The sequence below is a fragment of the Cupriavidus sp. P-10 genome (assembly GCF_003402535.2).
Lineage (GTDB): Bacteria > Pseudomonadota > Gammaproteobacteria > Burkholderiales > Burkholderiaceae > Cupriavidus.
This window is the reverse complement of the sequence record NZ_AP025172.1, coordinates 614,699-633,661: the sequence shown is the minus strand read 5'-3', so window position 1 is coordinate 633,661 and position 18,963 is coordinate 614,699. Positions and strand designations below refer to the sequence as shown.

Annotated in this window: 11 protein-coding genes; 2 read left to right on the top strand and 9 right to left on the bottom strand. The window is 56.7% G+C overall.

Annotated features, from left to right (window positions below; genetic code table 11):
* Positions 1-22 precede the first annotated feature (22 nt).
* The 4 genes from CTP10_RS32880 to czcI all read right to left on the bottom strand — a co-directional run bounded on the left by CTP10_RS32880 (position 23) and on the right by czcI (position 6,480).
* The gene (locus CTP10_RS32880; RefSeq protein WP_116323660.1) at positions 23-3,220 is read right to left on the bottom strand and encodes an efflux RND transporter permease subunit; all 3,198 of its coding nucleotides are present in this window, start codon (positions 3,218-3,220) and stop codon (positions 23-25) included.
* Between the two features lie 13 nt (positions 3,221-3,233).
* Positions 3,234-4,790: an efflux RND transporter periplasmic adaptor subunit gene (locus CTP10_RS32875; RefSeq protein WP_116323661.1), complete on the bottom strand. Its 1,557-nt coding sequence runs from the start codon at positions 4,788-4,790 to the stop codon at positions 3,234-3,236.
* 16 nt (positions 4,791-4,806) lie between these two features.
* Positions 4,807-6,063: a TolC family protein gene (locus tag CTP10_RS32870; protein ID WP_116323662.1), complete on the bottom strand. Its 1,257-nt coding sequence runs from the start codon at positions 6,061-6,063 to the stop codon at positions 4,807-4,809.
* A 69-nt stretch (positions 6,064-6,132) separates the two neighbouring features.
* Entirely contained in the window at positions 6,133-6,480 is a 348-nt protein-coding gene (gene czcI, locus CTP10_RS32865) for a cation efflux protein, CzcI family (RefSeq protein WP_116323663.1), read from the bottom strand.
* A 1,118-nt stretch (positions 6,481-7,598) separates the two neighbouring features.
* Between czcI and CTP10_RS32860 the strand changes: the two genes are divergently transcribed.
* Both CTP10_RS32860 and CTP10_RS32855 read left to right on the top strand, forming a co-directional pair.
* Complete coding sequence (locus CTP10_RS32860) at positions 7,599-8,159, top strand: phasin family protein (RefSeq protein ID WP_116323664.1); 561 nt, start codon at positions 7,599-7,601, stop codon at positions 8,157-8,159.
* 338 nt (positions 8,160-8,497) lie between these two features.
* Positions 8,498-8,983 (top strand): MgtC/SapB family protein, encoded by a 486-nt coding sequence (locus CTP10_RS32855; protein ID WP_116323665.1) that lies wholly within the window; start codon positions 8,498-8,500, stop codon positions 8,981-8,983.
* Positions 8,984-9,630: 647 nt separating this feature from the next.
* Here CTP10_RS32855 and CTP10_RS32850 read toward each other — a convergent pair.
* The 5 genes from CTP10_RS32850 to CTP10_RS32830 form a co-directional block, all read right to left on the bottom strand.
* Complete coding sequence (locus tag CTP10_RS32850) at positions 9,631-9,927, bottom strand: DUF4148 domain-containing protein (RefSeq protein WP_158577769.1); 297 nt, start codon at positions 9,925-9,927, stop codon at positions 9,631-9,633.
* A 310-nt stretch (positions 9,928-10,237) separates the two neighbouring features.
* Positions 10,238-12,724, bottom strand: a complete 2,487-nt coding sequence (locus CTP10_RS32845) for a heavy metal translocating P-type ATPase (protein WP_116323667.1) — start codon at positions 12,722-12,724, stop codon at positions 10,238-10,240.
* A gap of 2,060 nt (positions 12,725-14,784) precedes the next feature.
* The gene (locus CTP10_RS32840) at positions 14,785-15,780 is read right to left on the bottom strand and encodes an ATP-binding protein (RefSeq protein WP_158577770.1); all 996 of its coding nucleotides are present in this window, start codon (positions 15,778-15,780) and stop codon (positions 14,785-14,787) included.
* On the bottom strand, positions 15,767-17,728 hold the full coding sequence (locus CTP10_RS32835) for a helix-turn-helix domain-containing protein (protein ID WP_158577771.1): 1,962 nt from the start codon (positions 17,726-17,728) through the stop codon (positions 15,767-15,769). Before CTP10_RS32835 ends, CTP10_RS32840 begins: the two co-directional genes overlap by 14 nt.
* On the bottom strand, positions 17,725-18,354 hold the full coding sequence (locus tag CTP10_RS32830) for a hypothetical protein (RefSeq protein WP_147316334.1): 630 nt from the start codon (positions 18,352-18,354) through the stop codon (positions 17,725-17,727). Before CTP10_RS32830 ends, CTP10_RS32835 begins: the two co-directional genes overlap by 4 nt.
* Positions 18,355-18,963: the final 609 nt, after the last annotated feature.

Here is an 18,963-nt window from a genome sequence, read left to right as displayed (position 1 = left end):
CCAAGCCGCCCACTTCATGGCCTTATGCTGGCTGTTGACGTTCCTGCCCCTGAAGCTTCTCGCTTGCGGGTACCGGCGATTCCTCGGCGTCCTCGTCTTTCCTGTGTGCGAGGCGGTAGAGCACCGGCAATACGAGCAGCGTGAGCGCAGTTGATGACAGGATCCCGCCAATCACCACCGTCGCCAGCGGCCGCTGTACTTCCGCGCCGGTCCCCGTTGCGATCGCCATCGGCACAAAGCCAAGCGAAGCGACTAATGCCGTCATCAGCACCGGACGCAGTCGCGTCAAGGCGCCCAGACGGACCGCGCTGTCTAACGAGTGTCCTTCTTCACGCAAGGATCGGATGAACGACAGCATCACCAGGCCGTTTAGCACCGCCACGCCACTTAGCGCAATGAATCCTACTGCAGCGGTAATGGACAGGGGAATGCCACGAAGCCACAGTGCCAGAATGCCTCCCGTCAGTGCGAATGGGATCCCAGTAAACACAAGCAAGCCATCCTTCACATTGTTGAACATCGCGAAGAGCAGGACAAAGACGAGCATCAACGCCACAGGTACCACGATCTGAAGGCGCGTCGTGGCCGACTGCAGTTGCTCAAAAGTGCCGCCCCATGTCATCCAGTATCCAGTGGGAATCTTCACCTGACTCTGGATGGCGGCTTCCGCTTCGGGGACAAACGAACCGATATCCCGTCCCCGTACATTCGCGCTGACGACAATTCGACGCTTCCCGTTCTCACGCGAAATCTGATTAGGACCCGGCGCCAACTCAAGCGCTGCAACCTCGCTTAACGGAATGAAGGTGGTTCTGGCATCCGCGGCCGCAGCCTTTGGCAGCGGAATCGGCAGCCGCCTGAGCGCTTCAACCTCACCGCGCACTGCTTCCGGTAGCCGGACGATAATGTCAAAGCGTCGATCCCCCTGGAAGAACGTTCCGGCCTCACGCCCGCCCACGCCCGTCGCTACTGCGTCCTGCACATCGCTCATATTGAGACCATAGCGGGCAGCCTTCTCGCGATCAATGTTGACAGTCAGCATCGGAAGACCGGTCGTCTGCTCTACCTTGACTTCCTGCGCCCCCTGGATGCCCTGCAGCACCGCCGCCATCTTCTTTGCGGTCTCGTTCAACACATTGTTGTCGTCACCAAAGATCTTGATGGCGACATCCGAACGCACACCAGAAATGAGTTCGTTAAACCGCAGTTGAATAGGTTGCGAGAACTCGTAATTGTTGCCCGGGATCTTGCCTGCCTCTTCCTGGATAGCAGATAGAAGCTCGGCATGCGTTTTCTTCGGAGCCGGCCAATCCTTTTCTGGCTTGAGCATGATGTACCCGTCCGAGATGTTCGGCGGCATCGGGTCAGAGGCGATCTCCGCGGTACCGGTACGCGCAAACACCCGGTCAATCTCGGGGAACTTGGCCTTTAGCGCGACTTCGATCTCCTTCTGCATCTCGACCGACTGCGACAGACTCGTGCCGGGGATGCGCAGCGCCTGAATTGCCATATCCCCTTCATTGAGGTTGGGGATGAACTCGCTACCAAGTCGTGCCGCGACCGCGATACAAAGCACGATGGACACCACCGCAAACGTCAGCACGACGGGAGTGTTCGCCAGCGACTTTTCGAGCACCGGCTCATATCGCTGCTTGGCCCATTGCATGAGGCGGTTCTCCTTCTCGGCGACACGTTCTCCAATGAAGAGCGCCACGGCTGCCGGTACAAAGGTCACGGATAGGATCATCGCGCCGAGCAGAGCCAGCACCACCGTGAATGCCATCGGGTGGAACATTTTGCCCTCAACACCAGTCAGCGCAAAGATTGGCAGATACACAATCATGATGATGAGCTGACCGAAGATCAGCGGTCGCCGCGCTTCCTTCGCCGCCGCGAAGACCTCATGGAACCGTTCGGTACGTGTTAGCGGCCGGCGATGGTGTTCTTGGGCGTGCGCAAGGCGGCGTACGCAGTTCTCCACGATGACCACCGCCCCGTCGATGATGATGCCGAAGTCGAGCGCCCCGAGACTCATCAGGTTCGCACTGATCTTGTAGTTCACCATGCCCGTGAACGTGAAGAGCATTGCAAGTGGGATGATGAGCGCCGTAATCAGTGCCGCCCGAATGTTGCCAAGGAACAGGAACAGGATAACGATAACCAGCACGGCGCCCTCAAGAAGGTTCTTCTTGACGGTGGCGATGGCCTTGTCCACCAGACGCGTCCGATCATAGACCGTCACGATCTTGACGCCTTCGGGCATCGTACGGTTGACAGCGGCGACTTTCTCGTCGACTGCCTGAGAGACTGCACGACTGTTTTCGCCAATCAGCATGAAGACCGTGCCAAGGACAACTTCCTTGCCGTTCTCAGTGGCGGCCCCGGTGCGCAACTCCTTGCCGATTTCCACATCCCCGATATCGCGGATGCGAATGGGTTGGCCCTGTGCGGTGCCAACAATGATATTTCGGATGTCGTCTTCAGATGTGACCTGGCCAGGCGCGCGCACCAGATACTGTTCGCCGCGGCGCTCGATATAGCCGGCACCTACGTTGTCGTTGTTCTTGTTCAGTGCAGTGACCACGTCGGTCAGCGTTAGCCCGTAGGACGCAAGCCGTTCGAGACTGGGCGCAACTTGGTACTGCTTGTCGAAGCCGCCGATAGTGTTGATTTCCGTGACACCGGGGACATTCCGCAACTGCGGCCGTACAACCCAGTCCTGTATTTCGCGCAAGTCCGTCGGCGTATATGCCTTGCCATCTGGTTTGCGCGCACCATCCTCAGCCTCCACGGTCCAAAGGTAAATCTCGCCAAGGCCCGTTGAAATCGGTCCCATGGCGGGAACCACCCCTTCAGGCAGGCTTTCTTTGGCTTCCTGTATGCGCTGATTCACCAGTTGCCGCGCAAAATAGATATCCGTGCCATCTTTGAAGATGACGGTCACCTGGGACAGGCCGTAGCGGGACAGCGACCGTGTTTGCTCCAGTCCGGGCAGACCGGCCATCACGACCTCGATCGGATACGTGACGCGCTGCTCGGTTTCCAGCGGAGAGTAACCTGGTGCCGACGTATTGATCTGAACTTGGACATTCGTGATGTCCGGCACCGCATCGATGGGCAGACGCGTATAGTTGTAGACTCCGAGCGCGGCCATCCCGAAGACGGCGAGCAGTACCAGCCATCGCTGCTCGATGGCAAATCGAATGATACGTTCAAACATTACTGTCTCCGTATCAGTGGCTATGCTCGGCACTGGACTTGCCGAGTTCCGCCTTGAGAACAAAGCTGTTCGCCGCCGCATAACGAGTTCCGGCCTTCAGGCCTTCCACGATCTCGACAGTCTTCCCATTCGAGCGACCCGTTTTCACAGGCTGGATGACAAAGCCCCCTTGCACGGCGACAAACACGACACTCTGTCCGTCCACGTCCTGGATTGCCTCCGACTGAATGGCGACCGGAACGTCTGCTTCGGCACCGAAGACGCTCACCGTGACAAACAACCCTGGCCGCCACGCCATCTGCGGATTCGTCAGCGTTACGCGAGCCTTTGCGGTTCGCGTTTGCTCGCCGAGTAAGGATCCCACATAGGACACCGTGCCTTCGGCTTTGCCGTCGGAGGCCGCCGAACTGATCGTTGCTTTTTCGCCGATGCGCACCTTCTCGACATCCTTGGCTGACACGACAAACTCCGCCCAGACCGAGGACAGGTCAGACAAGGTAAACACGTTAGCGTTATCCGCGACCGCTTCACCCAACGATATGTGTTTCTCGACGATCATCCCATCAAACGGCGCACGCAGTTCATAGCGATTCAATGCCGTGGAACTATTGCTGGCACCGATTGCTGTGAGTTTCTGTTGAGCATTCTGCACGCTGATCTGCGCCTCCTGCAGCGCACTGCGTGCTGCAAGATAATCCTGTTCTGCCGAGATCTTCTGCTCCCAAAGCTTCTTCTCCCGGTCATAGGTAAGGCGGGCCAGGTCGAGTCGCTTCTGCGCCCCGAGCAGTTCGCTGCGCTGGTCAGACAGGGTCGTGCTGGCTATCACAGCGAGCACCTGCCCCTTTTTGACTTGCTGACCAATGTTGGCAGGCACACTCTCCACCACGCCTGCCAGGCGCGGGACTACGTGGGCCGTCTTATCCTCGTTGAATCGAATTTCACCTGGAAACCGAACCCCAGCCTGGACCTTTGCCGGACCCGCTGTCTGCACCACGACGCCGGTCTTTGCCAGTTGTTCCGCTGTCAGCTCGATCTTGCCCTCTTCCTTCGAGAAGCTGACTGCAAGCGGAGCCGCTTGCCCTGGCAATACGACGTTCGCGCTCACATCAAAAACGTGCGGCTCCTCGATGGTTTGCTGGCTTTCCAGCGCATCCCGCGCGGTGACGAACTTCAGCGCCTGGGTCTCGCCGGTAGCGTGGACCAGCTTCCCACTTGCGCTCACACCGTCGGAGACGGATTTGCCCTTCTTAGTCACCCACAGGCGAATGCGGGCCTCGCCCTTCGCTTCGGCCGTACCAATCTCGACATCGTAGCCATCGCGCGAGAACATCGCACCGCCGTTCGGCCCCTTCTTGACTTCATGGTGCTCACCATCGGCGTGCGCCTTGTCGTCCTTATGGTCCGACTCGTTCGACCCATGGTGTTCCCCGTCGGAGTGACCCTTGGCCTCGGAATGGCCGCTGTGTTCGTCCGGCGCCGAGCGTCCGGTCAATAGGACTGCGCCGGTAGCAACGCTACCGACTAGTACAATGGCTGCGATTGCAGCCTTCTGCTTGTTCGAAATGGCCATGGTATTGAATCCCGTCTTAGCGTCCCAGAATGCGATCTATCGTTGTCGCTGACTGATAGGTTTGCCCCAGCACGCCCAGGTAGCGAATTCGTGCTTGAAACAGCGTGCGCTGTGCATCCAGCACATCAAGGTAGTTAAACTTACCAGCATCGAAACCAATGGTTGCCGCGTTGTACGCCTGCTCCGCAGCTGGAAGAACCGTATCTTTCAATGTCTGAGCTGAGGCCCGCGACACCGACAGCTGATTTGAGGCCTGCAGAAGCCCTCGGGTCAAATTGATTCGGTTTGCTAGGTATTCATCCTGCGCTTTGTCTGCCAGACGAATGGCCTGATACAGGTTGCCCTGATTTCGGTCGAAGATCGGTAGGGGAATGGCGACGCCTATAACGGCCATGTTCCGGTTTGCCTCGTTGTCACGTTTGGCGCCAAGGCTCACCGTGAGATCGGGGTATTGACGACTACGCTCAACATTAATAATCGCTTGACGACGGTCCATTTCCGCACGACTGGCCGCCACCAACGGAGAACTGTCCAGTTGCTGCTGGAGGGCCTCCGGACTAGGCCTCGACGGCAACGCGTCCAAATTTCCCTGCGCCTCCGAAAACTGCGGAGCGGCATTTCCCCAAAGGGCCGTCAACACCTGCCGGGCAGACTGCAGACTTGCCGTTGCCTCGGCCAACTCCAGTTCAGCATTCGCTTGCTCAACGCGTGCCTTTGTCTCGTCGACCGGCGATATCTTTCCGGCGGCGACTCGCCGTGCAGCAGCTTGAGCACCGCGTGCGGCAATATCCGCGGAACCGGTCGCCAACTTCACGCGTTCCTGAGCAATGAGTACGGAAAAAAAGCTCTCAATGACTTGCGCTCGGATATCACCGCGAACGCTAGCTAGCGTTGCCTGCGCTAACTCACGGGTTCGCTCCGCGGCGTCGATTCGCGCCGAGCGCTTGCCGCCCAGTTCAATGGGAATATTGACTTGCGCCGTGGATGTCCGGCTGGAGCGGCGGGTATCTTCTATAAGGGTTGCAAGCTCCGGATTTGGAATCGTCCGAGCCTGCATGATGCCACCTTCGGTGGCGTCGAGTTCTTTGGCGGCCGCTGACAAACTGAAATTACTTGCGGCCGCAAGCGACAGCGCGGCGTCAAGTGTCAGCGGCTCGGCGGTCTCTCTCGGGAGGGCCGGAATCGTCGACGTTGCAAGCTGAGGTTGCGCTACAGCAATGTTTGGGCTGAGGAATGCCGCCGCCAGCCCGAGCGGCAAAAATAGTCTTCGCATCGAATTGCACCAAGGTTTTTGCCCGGGAGAACTCGACGAGACGCAGGAGCACAGAAGTCGTCTCGCCGATTACGCGAGACGGCGCCACTGAGGGCGGTCTGGTGCCCTAGGGTTCAGCGAGGTAAAAGTCGAAGTGTGGTGACTATTGGCGTGTTCCACGCGCTGCGCGTTCGTCAAATCCAAGACTTGTCCGAACATGAACGGTGCCGACACGATGTGGCACACACCGCAGTCGGTATCGAGCACCGACTTTTTCTCGAAATCAGGCTTGCTTTCCGAGGCTTGGTGACGGTGCTCGTGGTGACCAGGATGCCAAGGCACAGACGCCGTCTCATGCTGACAATAGCGCGCCGCTGCCGCCCAGGAGAACTGGACCGGCAGAATCAGCAGCACAAGTATCAGAAAGTAGCGTCGCATGCTCTGGAGGCTTCAATCCCGCGAGGGGGCTAGCTTGCTAAAGGTCCAACGGTCACGGGTGCAAGAGGATGAAGTTTACCTCAAACACCGCGGGACCTCATCAAATTTGAGGCGCGATCATCGCTTGCGCTTGGAAGTCGGTTGCCGCTTTGTTCGCTCGAACTGCCTTTTTTTCGGCGTTGGCCCATACTTTCTGCGCAAATAAATTGCGAACCCTATGTAGATAACAGCTAGCCCAGCCAGCATGGCGAGCAAGCTGACTATGACGGACTCCGAAACATGACCGTAGTGCATTGGTGACTCCGGAGCCACATAACTTTGAAGGAGTGGCGTTACCGTGGCGGCATGGCGAAGCGAGACAACTCAAGAGCGTGGCAGCCTCTGTGAGGACAAGCCCTCAGGAGATACTTGTGCGCACCGGGTGGTCAGGCGTTCGGCGCGAAGTTTAGTTTCCGTTCGTCCCTTTCCGGCCATTATTGCCAAAATGTAATCATTCGTTAATTTTCACCCATCCACCGGCGCGGGTCTGGCTCTCCGCTTTCCCAGCCACAATGAGCAAACAATAACCTCCAACAGCGTCGCGCCACCCATTTCACCGCCCGGCCCGGGCAATGCAAAGGACAGGTGCGTCAGCTCGTCACATGGGCGCGTCCGTCTTTTTTCTCCAGCAGCTTTGTCAACGGCATCCGCGTAGGTTCCGCGCGCGCGATGCACGGGAGTTACGCGACAGCACTCGATGATCAGATATATTGCCACGCACATCCCGCGCTGGCTGTGAAACGCGTGGAGCTGCGGCCGTCGGCGGCGTCATCCCTACGTCAAGCTCTCGGGTTCACCGTGCGACGACGACCACCGTCATCTCAGTGCAATCTACGCGTCATGTTCGAAGAACTAGAATCGAATGTCTGCGTCAACCTAACGAACGCAAACGGGGCAAGAACGGTCGATCCATCTGCGCGAGGAGCGTTGCATCACCACTGCCAGTGGTAATGGGCATCGCTGCCATATTGAATTGCGGTACCGCACTTTCCTCAGCGCAACACCTCGGCCAACTCGGATCGCAGCCTGCCAACAATGCTGCCCCGACAAGCTTGGGGACAAGCTTTAAGGAGCACACGATGCCGGAACTCAATTTACAAGCCCTGTTCGTAACGCAGGCCGCCGCGATGGATATCGTCTTGGGCATGACGGCAAAGACCTTGGATGCCTACCAGAAGCTCACCGCCTTGGGCGTTCAGACAATGAAGGAGGCCATCACTGACAGCCAGGAGACCGTGCGAAAAGCCTTGGCGACCAAAGATCGGATCGAGTTCTATGCCTTGCAGGCCAGCTCAATCGAGCAAGCCGCGGAGAAAGGAAGCGCATCTGTGGTGCAAGCAAATGCGATCATGGCAGCCCTGCGAGAGGATTGCCAACGGGTCGCAGACGCCCACTACGAAACAAGCAGGTGCAACTTGCAAGACATCATCGACGGGCTCTCGCAGCAGACAACTTCTGGAGGCGCGGTGAGCGCTTGGCTGGCGGCATTGGCATCTGGGAACACGTTCTGCGAATCCGTGCGCCAAGCCACCAAGAAAGCCGTAGAGCTCACCGAAAGCCAGTTGGCCAACACCGCTGCCCGCCTTGGGGCGACGCAAAAGGCCAAGGCCCAGTCCGCGGGCGCTTCCGCCAAACGCTAGCTGAGAGCACAGTGGCGGAAGTGGAATCGCAATTCACCCATTCCACGGCGGTCCGCCGCGCTTTTTGAAGGTCAGCCGGAATGCCTTAGTAGCGCTCAAGCCGTTCTTGCAAAAGGGTGATTGTTTTCGAGCGCCGCTGCAGCCTCACGACGACATTTCCTCGACGAACTACCCACCCTAGCTCCGCTTCGCCCTGCACGACAGCGCGTCGTATGGTAACGACTTCGATCGCCCGGCACGACGCGAAAGAGCGGAAGCCCACCGTCATCGCTGGGCAATCTGCCTGTCATGCCCGTGAAACTAGAATTGGATTTCATGCATGGCTCGAAATCACGCGAATGGACCAAAGCGGAACCGGCGAACTAGTTCGCATTCTTCGACTCGAATTCTCCGATCTCGCCAATCTGTCGGAGGGGCTTCGCGCGGGCGTAAGGCTGACTGTCTCGATGGTTCTGGGCGGGATTCTCGGATACGAGCGCGAGCACGCTGGAAAGATCGCCGGCGTTCGAACTCACATGCTAGTAGCGCTAGGCGCCTGTGTATTCGTTATTGTTCCCATTCAGGCTGGCATTCAATTGCCTGACATCAGCCGGGTGCTTCAAGGCCTAACCTCAGGAATCGGCTTCCTCTGCGCCGGAGCAATCCTGAAGGCTGATGACGCCAGCCATGTAAAAGGACTAACCACGGCAGCGAGCATATGGATGGCCGCAGCAATTGGTGTCTCGGCTGGAATGGGACATGCGATGACAGCAGTGCTCGCGACCGCATACTCGCTAGTGGTGTTGGGACTGCTGCGCAAGTGGAAGCCAGATCGGAGCGAATAGAGTCGCCTGGAAATTTACGAAGACGCGACCGCGTGCGTGGGTGCGTCAATGGCAAGGCGTAGATCGCACGGCAACTACAGCGACCAAGCTACCCGCATTATTCGACGGAATTTCTAGAAATGGCTCCGAGCATCAAACAACCGGCAGCTGTGATACGAGGGTGACCTGGTCCAGCCACCGCGGCAACCATGCACACGAGCTTCCTTTCGATAAGCGAGTCGATGACAGAGCGATCCAACTGACTGAGGTTAGGGGCAGACTCCCGGATCAATATGAGGGTGGCCACTTCATGCGGTGTCAGCATGGTATTCGCCCACATGTGTCGGCGTAAAACCGTTGCGCCAGCGTTGCACCTGACTTCCCCCAAGTAGGTCTCTACGGGAAGAATGACCCATCATAAAGTGCATCCACCCAAGGCCGAAGAACAAACGAAGCACCTTGCTGCGAACTTCAGCCCTTTCTGAGGCCCATTGCGGCTAACGAGACATCGGAGATGGAATGATGGCCCACATCCAACTCCCGCGCTCCTATTTGTAGCCGTTGCGAAATTACATTTAATCAATCCAGCACGGGAGACGGAAACTCCCGCGCTGACTGTCGCTGCCCGTAGCGGTTTTAGGAAAAGCAAGATGACGCGGACGAGACGGTCACTTTCCTCCTTGGCCCTTCGGCTTTCCCGCCTTGTCGTGCTCATCGAATTCAGGCTTCGGACCCTCGTTAGGGTGTTTATGCGTCGCGTGATCTCGTTGAGCTCGCTGGACGGTCTGTTCGCCAGGAGGATATTCGTTGTTCTTTATCGTCTGGGTACCATCGTGCTTAGATTTTGCCAGCTCCTCCTTGACTTCGGCGCGCGTGCGCCCTTGCGTGCCGTCCTTGGAGCCTTGCGCAAATACTGGTCCGCAAACAAGTGCCGTCATCAGGGTGCTGATAAGAACTTTTTTCATAGCCAATACCTCAAAATATCCGCAGTTGTCACCCCCCAATTCTAATATCAAATCTTTGTGCAACCTTTGCGCGCACATTGACGAAGCATGACAAATTTGACACCTAGATTAGACAATTCATGCGGCAGCATACCGTAGTGCATTGGCACCATCAGCGCAACCAAAGGTGACCTGAGAGGGGCGGGTTACGAACTTTGCGCAACAAACTGCGCGCACTGGCAAGCTAGACGACCGAATTTCACATGGCAGGGGGTAGAAGTCATCCGCGATGCAACTGACCTCGCGAGGGCAAAACGCACCCTGTTAGCGTTCAGCGCTCCCTGTCTCGGTAGGCGAGCAGTCGCAGCGCATTGATGACTACCAATAGCGTCGAGCCCTCGTGCATCGCCACTGCCGGTCCAATGCCCAGGCCAAGGATCGTCGCAGGCACGAGGAAGGCGACCACACCAAGGCTAATAAATACGTTCTGCAAAATGATTGAGCGCGTATGTCGGCTTAGCGCGAGCGCGAAAGGTAAGTGCCGCAGGTCGTCAGCCATGAGCGCAACATCCGCCGTTTCCAGTGCCACGTCGGATCCGGCTGCGCCCATTGCAATGCCAACCGTGGCATTTGCCATGGCAGGGGCGTCGTTCACGCCGTCGCCTACCATAGCGACCTTCGCCTCCCGGCGGAGCTTCCTTATCGCCTCGACCTTGTCTTCAGGCATCAAGTCGCCCCAGGCTTCGTCAAGTCCGACGTCCTTAGCAATGGCGTCCGCGACCTTCTGATTGTCGCCTGAAATCATAATCATACGCTTGATGCCTAGGGCATGTAGCCGTTCGAGCGTAACCCGCGCAGCCGCCCGTGGCGTATCCATGAGACCAATAGCCCCTATATCCTTCTGACCGCGCCGAACGACCATCGTCGTTCGGCCGCGATTGCGTAGCTCTTCAATTGCCGATGCCATGGCCTCACTCAGCGGAGCGATGCCGTCGACACCGAACATTTCCGCCTTGCCGATCCATACGTTCTCGCCGTCTAGCCGTGCGGTCACGCCGCGCCCCGTCAAGCTCCGCAGTTCGCTAGCCGAGGGAAGGGCCTCCTCCCCCACCCGCTCGCGCCCGTCGCGGGCAATTGCCGCAGCAAGTGGGTGATCGCTTTGCGATTCGACTGCAATGGCAATTCGTAGCAATTCGTCCTCGGTACAACCTTCGGCGGGCACTACGTCGGTGATATGAGGACGCCCCTCAGTCAGGGTTCCCGTTTTATCAAACGCTATAGCATTCAACGAGCCGAGATTCTCGAGTGGCGCACCGCCTTTGACCAAAACACCACCGCGCGCCGCGCGTGCCACGCCAGAAAGGACCGCACTGGGTGTTGCGATGGCCAGCGCGCACGGACTCGCCGCCACCAACACTGCCATGGCTCGGTAAAAGCTCGCACTGAACGGTTCGTCGATCACCAGTCCGGCGAATAGCAGCAGGCCAGCAAGGCCCAGCACCACCGGCACAAATATGCGCTCGAACTTTTCGGTAAAGCGCTGGGTCGGAGACTTCTGAGTTTGGGCCTCGCTGACCATCTTGACGACCTTCGCCAACGCAGTCTCGCCGGACAGGCGCGTCACTTCCACCTCTATGGCCCCGGCGCCGTTAATGGTTCCGGCAAACACGCGCGACTCGGAGCCTACAGCGCCAGGCTTGGCCTGCGCAGTCGCCACGTCATTCACCGCGTGCTTGTCGACTGGGATGCTTTCCCCGGTGACCGGCGCCTGGTTGATTGCCGAGACACCCTTTATAAGGAATCCATCCGCCGGCAGGCGTTCGTTGGGGCGGACAACAACCACATCGCCAATTTTCAATTGCTCGACGGGGACATCGCGAGTCTTCCCATCACGCAGCACGGTAGCCGTGGGGGGCGCAAGCTCAGCGAGTGCCTCAATCGCCTGCTTGGCGCGGCCCATGGCATAGTGCTCGAGCGAGTGGCCAAGGCTGAAAAGAAAGAGGAGCAACGCACCTTCAGCCCAGGCGCCCAACGATGCCGCGCCTGCAGCTGCGACCAACATCAGCGTGTCGATCTCAAATTTTTTGAGGCGCAAGTTGTCGACCGCCTCGCGAACCGTGTAGAAGCCGCCGCAAAAGTACGCCGCAACATAGCAGGCAATCGGTAGCCAGCCAGCGGCGCCAGCGACCAGTTTCTCGATGGCGAAGCCAACACCCAACAACGCTCCGCACGTGAGCGAAAAGATCAATTCGGAACTGCCACCGAAGAGGCCACCATGGGTGTGCTCATGTTCCTTGCCGCCCAAATCTTGCACGTGCTCCGCGGTGCCATGAGCATGACCAGTATGCTCACCCTTCGGCGCAGGGCTGGCGACCTTCTTTGACGCGCCCAACTCGGCTAGCGTTTCCCGGATCCTTGCCTCTGTGACTTGCTCAGCATCAAACTCAGCCCGCACTAAACCAGCGGGACTAACCTCTGCTTCCAGCACACCCGGAAGTGCGCGCAGCCGTTGGGCGACGGCGCGCGCGCGGCGCTCATGCGTGACACCCTCAACTTGCCACAGCACGTGCCCAAACCTTTCCGTGATCCTCGCCCCTGCGCTTAGCGCGAGTTCACGAATCCGCGCAAGGGGGACAACGTCGGGATCATAGTGAACACAGAGCTGAGCCGCTTCCTGCGCAGCGGCGTGTCTGACATGCACCTCCTCAACGCCATCCCGGCCATGCAATTCGCCCATGAGCCGCGCCACGCAAGCATCCGCGGCATCGACTACATCCGGCAACAGGATTGGGATATCCATGCGCAGCTTCTCGGTCATTGTTCACGTCCTTTGTTCGAGATAGTTCTTGCCTCAACGATCGGTTATCCTTGAAATATATGCTTTCCCATTAAACACGTTTGCTATTCTGGTAGCGCGACGCAACAACACAGCAGTGGGCGCTCAGCGTTCCCTAGCGCTCCTTCGCCCTCGCGATAGGTAACACACGCGACTACCAAGCAAGGAAGATTGGTCGCCTGAAAAGTCGTTGCGCGGACCCGGTTGACCCTTGAGTGGGTCGAACTCGAAAATTGCCGGCGTGGACGCACCAAGCCCTTCTGCGTCGCGACGCCCGCAGGGTATCTTGGGCTACCAGCAAGAAGCGGGCCCGCAGATTGTCCCCACAAGTGACCAAGCCAGAATAGAGAGCGATGCAATGCAGTTGCTACCCAAGCGCCCTCCCCTCACGCGCCTGTGGCGGTGACCCATTTCCAGAGACTCTGGTAGCCGAGCGCTTCCTACACCGTATAGAAGGCGCCGCAACAATGCGCCCCAACGTTGCAGGCAGTTGGCAGGCAGTTGGCAGGCAGTTGGCAGGCAGTTGGCAGTCAGTTGGCAGTCAGTCAGAAACGCCCGCCGACCAACGTCTCGCTGTTGACCCAGGGCGCAACAGCGCTCCACAGCGAGCGGAAAAGTCATCTCGGAGCCCGGCGCCGGCGCCGGAGATGCATCATAAATATGACGTGGGTCTCTATGTCGTCTTCGTGGGTGCGTTGCATTCTTCTTTGTTACGACAGCGCTCGTTGAAACGGACTTAACGGCATCCCCACCACACTCTCGAAGGCGATGAAGCCCCGGCAACACGCTTCATCCCCGAAACTAGCCACCGCCGAATTTTCTAGGAGTTCAACCAGAACACGATCCCAAAATAATGGCCTTCCACGTCCAAGGATTTTGAGGGCGGTGGCATAGAGGCAGAGCATCACAGCGCGCACGGACAAGCGGGTGAGGCAGCAACGGAGCAAATATTGCACCTCCTTTCCCGCGTAGACATGCCGAAGATCGTCTGTCAATGCGTACCGACACAAAGCCACCCCGTCGTCAAAAAAATATCGAAGAATGTGAAGGGCTGCAACGTGACGATCTAGCGATCGTAGTCTCAATCGAACACCGTCGGTCCACACTCTCGAACATTGTCGCTCCGGGAACCGTACCAATCGTGACAACAGCCATTTCGCCAGCATGCGTAGCGTGGCGCGATACACGAGATCGACGTAATGTCGCTCTTCTTTCCGATGTCGACCGTAAAACAATAGCGTTCGATCTCGACGCAAACACCAACTGAGTATCGATACAGAGTGCTTCGAACTCTCCAGGCTTTGAGGTAGGACTGGTGCAAGACGAGCGCATAACGCGTAGGCAAGCGTTCCACGCCATTGCCAGTACTGACGTACCACAGCATAGGCAGACCCAACCTCAGCATGAGCCATATGCAGACGGTCTGTCCAAGCCATTAGGTTGTCAAACCTTCGGTGAAGTTCTCGTGCATGTCCTCGGAATTCATGATGCATTGCCGGGAAAAACTCCGCGCCTGAAATCCACGATAGACAATACTTGCACTGATACGGCTTCCACGAACTGCATGCGTCAACCACGGGAGGTAATGGGCACCCACAGGCCTGACAACGGGAAGTTAGCGGTACCGCATGGACAGGGCACAATGGAAGCGCAACGCATTGAAACCAAAAGCTGTGGTATCCGGATTCTAAACACAGCGGACATATCCTCAGCGTCGGCGAGAACAAAGCGCTCAAGAGGCCGGCCGCACGCCCAGTCATGGTGCTCGCCTCCTCAACCGGGCGCTGCAGTATGACCGCAGCAGTCTCCAGGGCTGCTGCTAATGCATCGGACGCTTCGAAGTAAGATTGCTGCCTTGTGCTCCAGTAACGTTTGACATGCAGGCGTCTTAGGTCGCCCTCGCTTAGGTCATTTAGCTGAACCCATCGCATCAATACAGACAGGGTCGACTCAAATGGAAGCGGGCCCCATTGGACGCCTGTCCAAGCCAGCAGCCGCTTGCCTTGGCCGGTCGCTACCATAACCATACGGACCACCATTTGCTAGTCGTCTAACTTACCGGCAGCGTGCGCTGCCGCCCAGGTCCAAAATTTCTTTTTCAAGCACCCCCGGTCAAAGTCGTCGTCCGTCACGCGAACAGCCAAATATGGCAGCGCTTCGAAAATTCGACGACTTAGCAGGTATTCCTCAAATTTATAGCCATTTTCGTCCTCTATTTTCTTCTTTCGAATTTGACCAAACTCCGTAAATGCTGCCCAGAGGTCGTCCACATGATTCTGGAACCGAAATCCGTCTGAAAACGCGTTTGGGAAAAAATATTGAGTCCACGTGCATTCGGAGCCCGGTGGCCAGATCTTGGAATCGACAGCGCGAAGCACAACTCTCAGGGAATCTTTGTCGTAGCCTCGCAGTCGCACTCTATGAAGACCGAACCTATCGGCACACGCACCGGCAGGTCCTTTCTCTATCATGGTTGTCAGCATATTCTTCATAAAAGGTTCCTCACCACAGGTCACTACGGTGAGCGATAACCCCTTTTTTTCGAGTTCATTTTGTATGTCTTTTAAAAATCCAAAGTCCTCAGGTAGAAATGCCTGAGCTTCGTCGAGAAGCAAGACCACCATTTTCCACAGCGTCATGCTAGCCAACACCACCAACGTATCGCCCACTCGCGCTTTGAGCCTAGCGGTCTCTCCGGTTAGGGTAGGATGATCTACGGATCGCAGGAATTCGATAAAATATGCACGAATCGAACTTGCGTGTCTGTTTGCCGCGGAATAGGAAAGTATTGCAAAATTGTTCTCAAAATCGTTCGCCAACTGTTCACGCAACGCTCGGAGAAATGACGTTTTGCCTTCTCCCCTTACCTCTGAGATGTAGAAACTACGACGCTGCAATATACATAGCTTGCATGCGGCATACGCGTGTATTATTGGTGGCGTCCACAGGGGACTATTGGTCTCATGCGCAAGAAGCGGATGTGTACCGGTTTGCAGAGGGCTGCGGAAACCATCGGCATTTGTTTCAGACATCATCATCTCTCCTCGTATTGCGGAATGCCGTGAATACCCCCCGTGGTTCCCTGCTGCCGCGCTCAGCAGATGACGTGGTTGGCTTCTCCGCTGGGTCGTACGCGATCTGCTGCTGTAGTTTTGCGATTTCCAAAGCTTCGCGTTTGCTTCGTTTTTTTGGCTTCTGGTCGATGAGTGCTTGACGCCTCGCCCTAATAGTTTCATGCACAGTCTGAGGGTCTCGTTCGGCCGGACTCGCTAAGGCTTTACGATTCATGACCCGGCGAGCCAGAATCGAGTACTTCCAGTCAGCCCAGCGGGCGTCCGGATTTAATTGCCCGAGGTCCTGCCCAGTACTGAGGACGACGGCCCATGCTTTGCGAATGTCCATCCGCTGGACTTGAAGCTCCACTTTCTGTCCAATCAGTGTGAAGTCAGAGGAAAGTCGCTCATTTGTATAGCGGCATCGATCAAATTGAACGTAGGGCCGCATGCCCTTCTTCACTGAACCACGGACACTGGCCACCACCTTATGCATCAGTAGTCGTAATTCTGGCTCGCTCGCGTTTGGCAAAGGCTGTGGTACCCAATCGAGTTCCGGCCGCATCGCAAAGCCTTCCAAGGTGTCGCGAATCGTGCTTCGGAAGAGTTTTTCCGGCGTAAATACCGTGTTATGTTCTGCGATGACGGCATCGAGGATTGCCGTAAGATCCCTGTCACGCAGCGTGTACCGTGCTGCCTCCTTCTCTGGCTCGCGGCGCCGCGGGTCATGCGGCCCACTGCCATAGGTACACCGAAGTCGATGGAGGCCCCGTTCAGCGAGCTTTCCATTGAGTCGTTCAATGAAGGGGCGAAGCCACCAGGCACGTGGGACGCCGAACTCGACAGCGCAACCCAGTACATCGATGACATTGTTCACAAAGTCATTGGCAACGTTCGCCCACCCATTGTCGACTTTAAGTAGGCAACACCCCTGGCGGGCGCATAGGGGAATCAGATTCGACAGGAGCGAAGCCTGTTCAGGTACAACATCGCGCATCAGTGGTGCGTCGTCGTCCTGTGCTGCCGACATCAACGAACTAAGGACAGTCTGGAGGGCCGTATCGGACGACGGCTCGGCCTCATAAGCGACGTGATAGCCGCCTATGCCCCCACTGCACTCGTCGGCCAACAACCCGACATACCAACGAGCGACAAGCAATCTATGTAGGTGGCCATAGCGGTCCTCGAACTCGATGTACCCGGGCGCATCCTGCCGGACATAATCTAATTCCAAGATCGAAAATGGCATCCACGCTTGGATCAAGCGTGGATGCCCTCTCCCGATCCTCAAGCGCCACGCGGCGTCCTCCCCACTGCGCTCCCGGATGTATGCGGTAGGACTGGTTTTCAACAGCGAGTGCAAATATTTCTGCAGCGCAGAGTATCCGTGATTCTCCGTATTCAACGGCCACTCACCCGGCTTGAGCTGTCCTTTCAATTCCTCAAAGAACTCCTTGTGAATGTTGGCAATTGACTTCCTGGCCTCGACATACTCGCCATCATCATTCTGACCCAGAAACTGTTTTTCGACTCGCTTACGTAGCCAGGGAAACCGGAGAAACAGCTGCCCGAGTGCACCAGCGAATCCGCTTGAGCAACTTGTGCCCAATACGAAATTACTCACCACCGGTTTAGTGCGCGTGTATGCCACCACGTGAAGCCCGGGATGAAGCGCACGAAAACCAAAGATCCGCCTATCCGGAGCGACGACGAGGCAACGTTTGATGATGCGACGTAAATTATCATCTGAGATCAGCGTTTGTGCTGCAATGTCTCGGAAACTGTATCCTGCCATGTAGAGGGCGATTGCTTCTTTTTTGCGCGCTACTCCACGACGCCCATTTTCATCGAGTTGAGACACATCGATATCTGGCCAAGCTTCAATATCCTGCAATGCCGCAGGAATCAAGGAACGTCTCGCACCTGTTTTCATTTTTCGATCCTCGCTATCAAGGAATGACGTGAAAACAATTGCTTCTTGAGTTCGGTGCGCAAAGCGCCTACCGCCAGTTGATGTGCAACGGCAGCGAGCATAATGGCAACATCTATGCCTGGTTGAGCAAGAACTTCGCTCAGCGCAACGGTATGGCGGTTCTCAAAGAGTCCCCTGAGCACTAACAGTTCTTTGCCTGCGTACTTGCCATAAGCACGGGTACGTGCTGCACAGAGGAATCGCCAATTATGCGGGAGTAGCCCGGCAGCACGAATTTGTGCTTCGGTCTTAACAATGATAGGATAGGGGCATTGATCTTCCTTTGCCAAGCCACGCCTGCTGAAATACCAGCGCTCAACGGTTTCATCCATATAATGGACGTCCACGGCGTTGGAAGCGGAAACATCGGCGGCAAGATCTGAGCACAAGAGATACCGGCAAATCTCAGGGTTCCCCTCCGCCAGCATGAGGTGCCAGAAGCAAACTTGCCCAAATACCGCCAACCGTTTGTCGTTCTTGGGAGACTCAAAGACGTACAGATTGCGCAAGCCTCGTCCAGGCAAATCAACATAATGCCGCGCAGCGATCGTTCGCGGCATAACTACCGCATGTGCCTCGTGTTTCATCGCAGCTCCTCAGATTTGAGGGATGAGACCAGGCTTAACGCGGCGGCAAACAAAGATCCCCCTTGACTTCCTGGCAAAAATGAACCAGAGTCAATCCAGACTTGGAGAAATTTCGGGCAAGCGCGCGAAAGGCACTGGCCAGGATTTTTTCAGGCGATAATGCTCCCATTCATCGGGTCGATGATTTCAAATTTGGCGCGAGATCAGCCGTTACTGATCTCGCGCCTTGTTGCGTCTTGACCACGAGCAAATCGTGATCATATTTGTCATAGCTGCCTCCCCGAAAATACGCAAGCACTATCGGATTTACCAGAACCCATCCGAGATGATTATTAGTTACTTAACGGGAGGCGATGCTTGACTTTCTGTCCAGGCACGCAAATAAATCATTATTTTATTATTCGATAATCATCGAATAGCATTAATTCGTGCCTACACAAGCAGTCTTCTGGGTATTTTTTAAGGCTACACGCACCCGAAGGCGCTGAATAAGGCATATTTTGTGTCGCCGTGCCGTGCGCAGCCCGCCCCCCGGGATTTCCGGGATCCCTTTGGCATTTGTGTCGAAAGCAAGGCTCGACTAGGATATTAGAACGTCGATTCTGACGA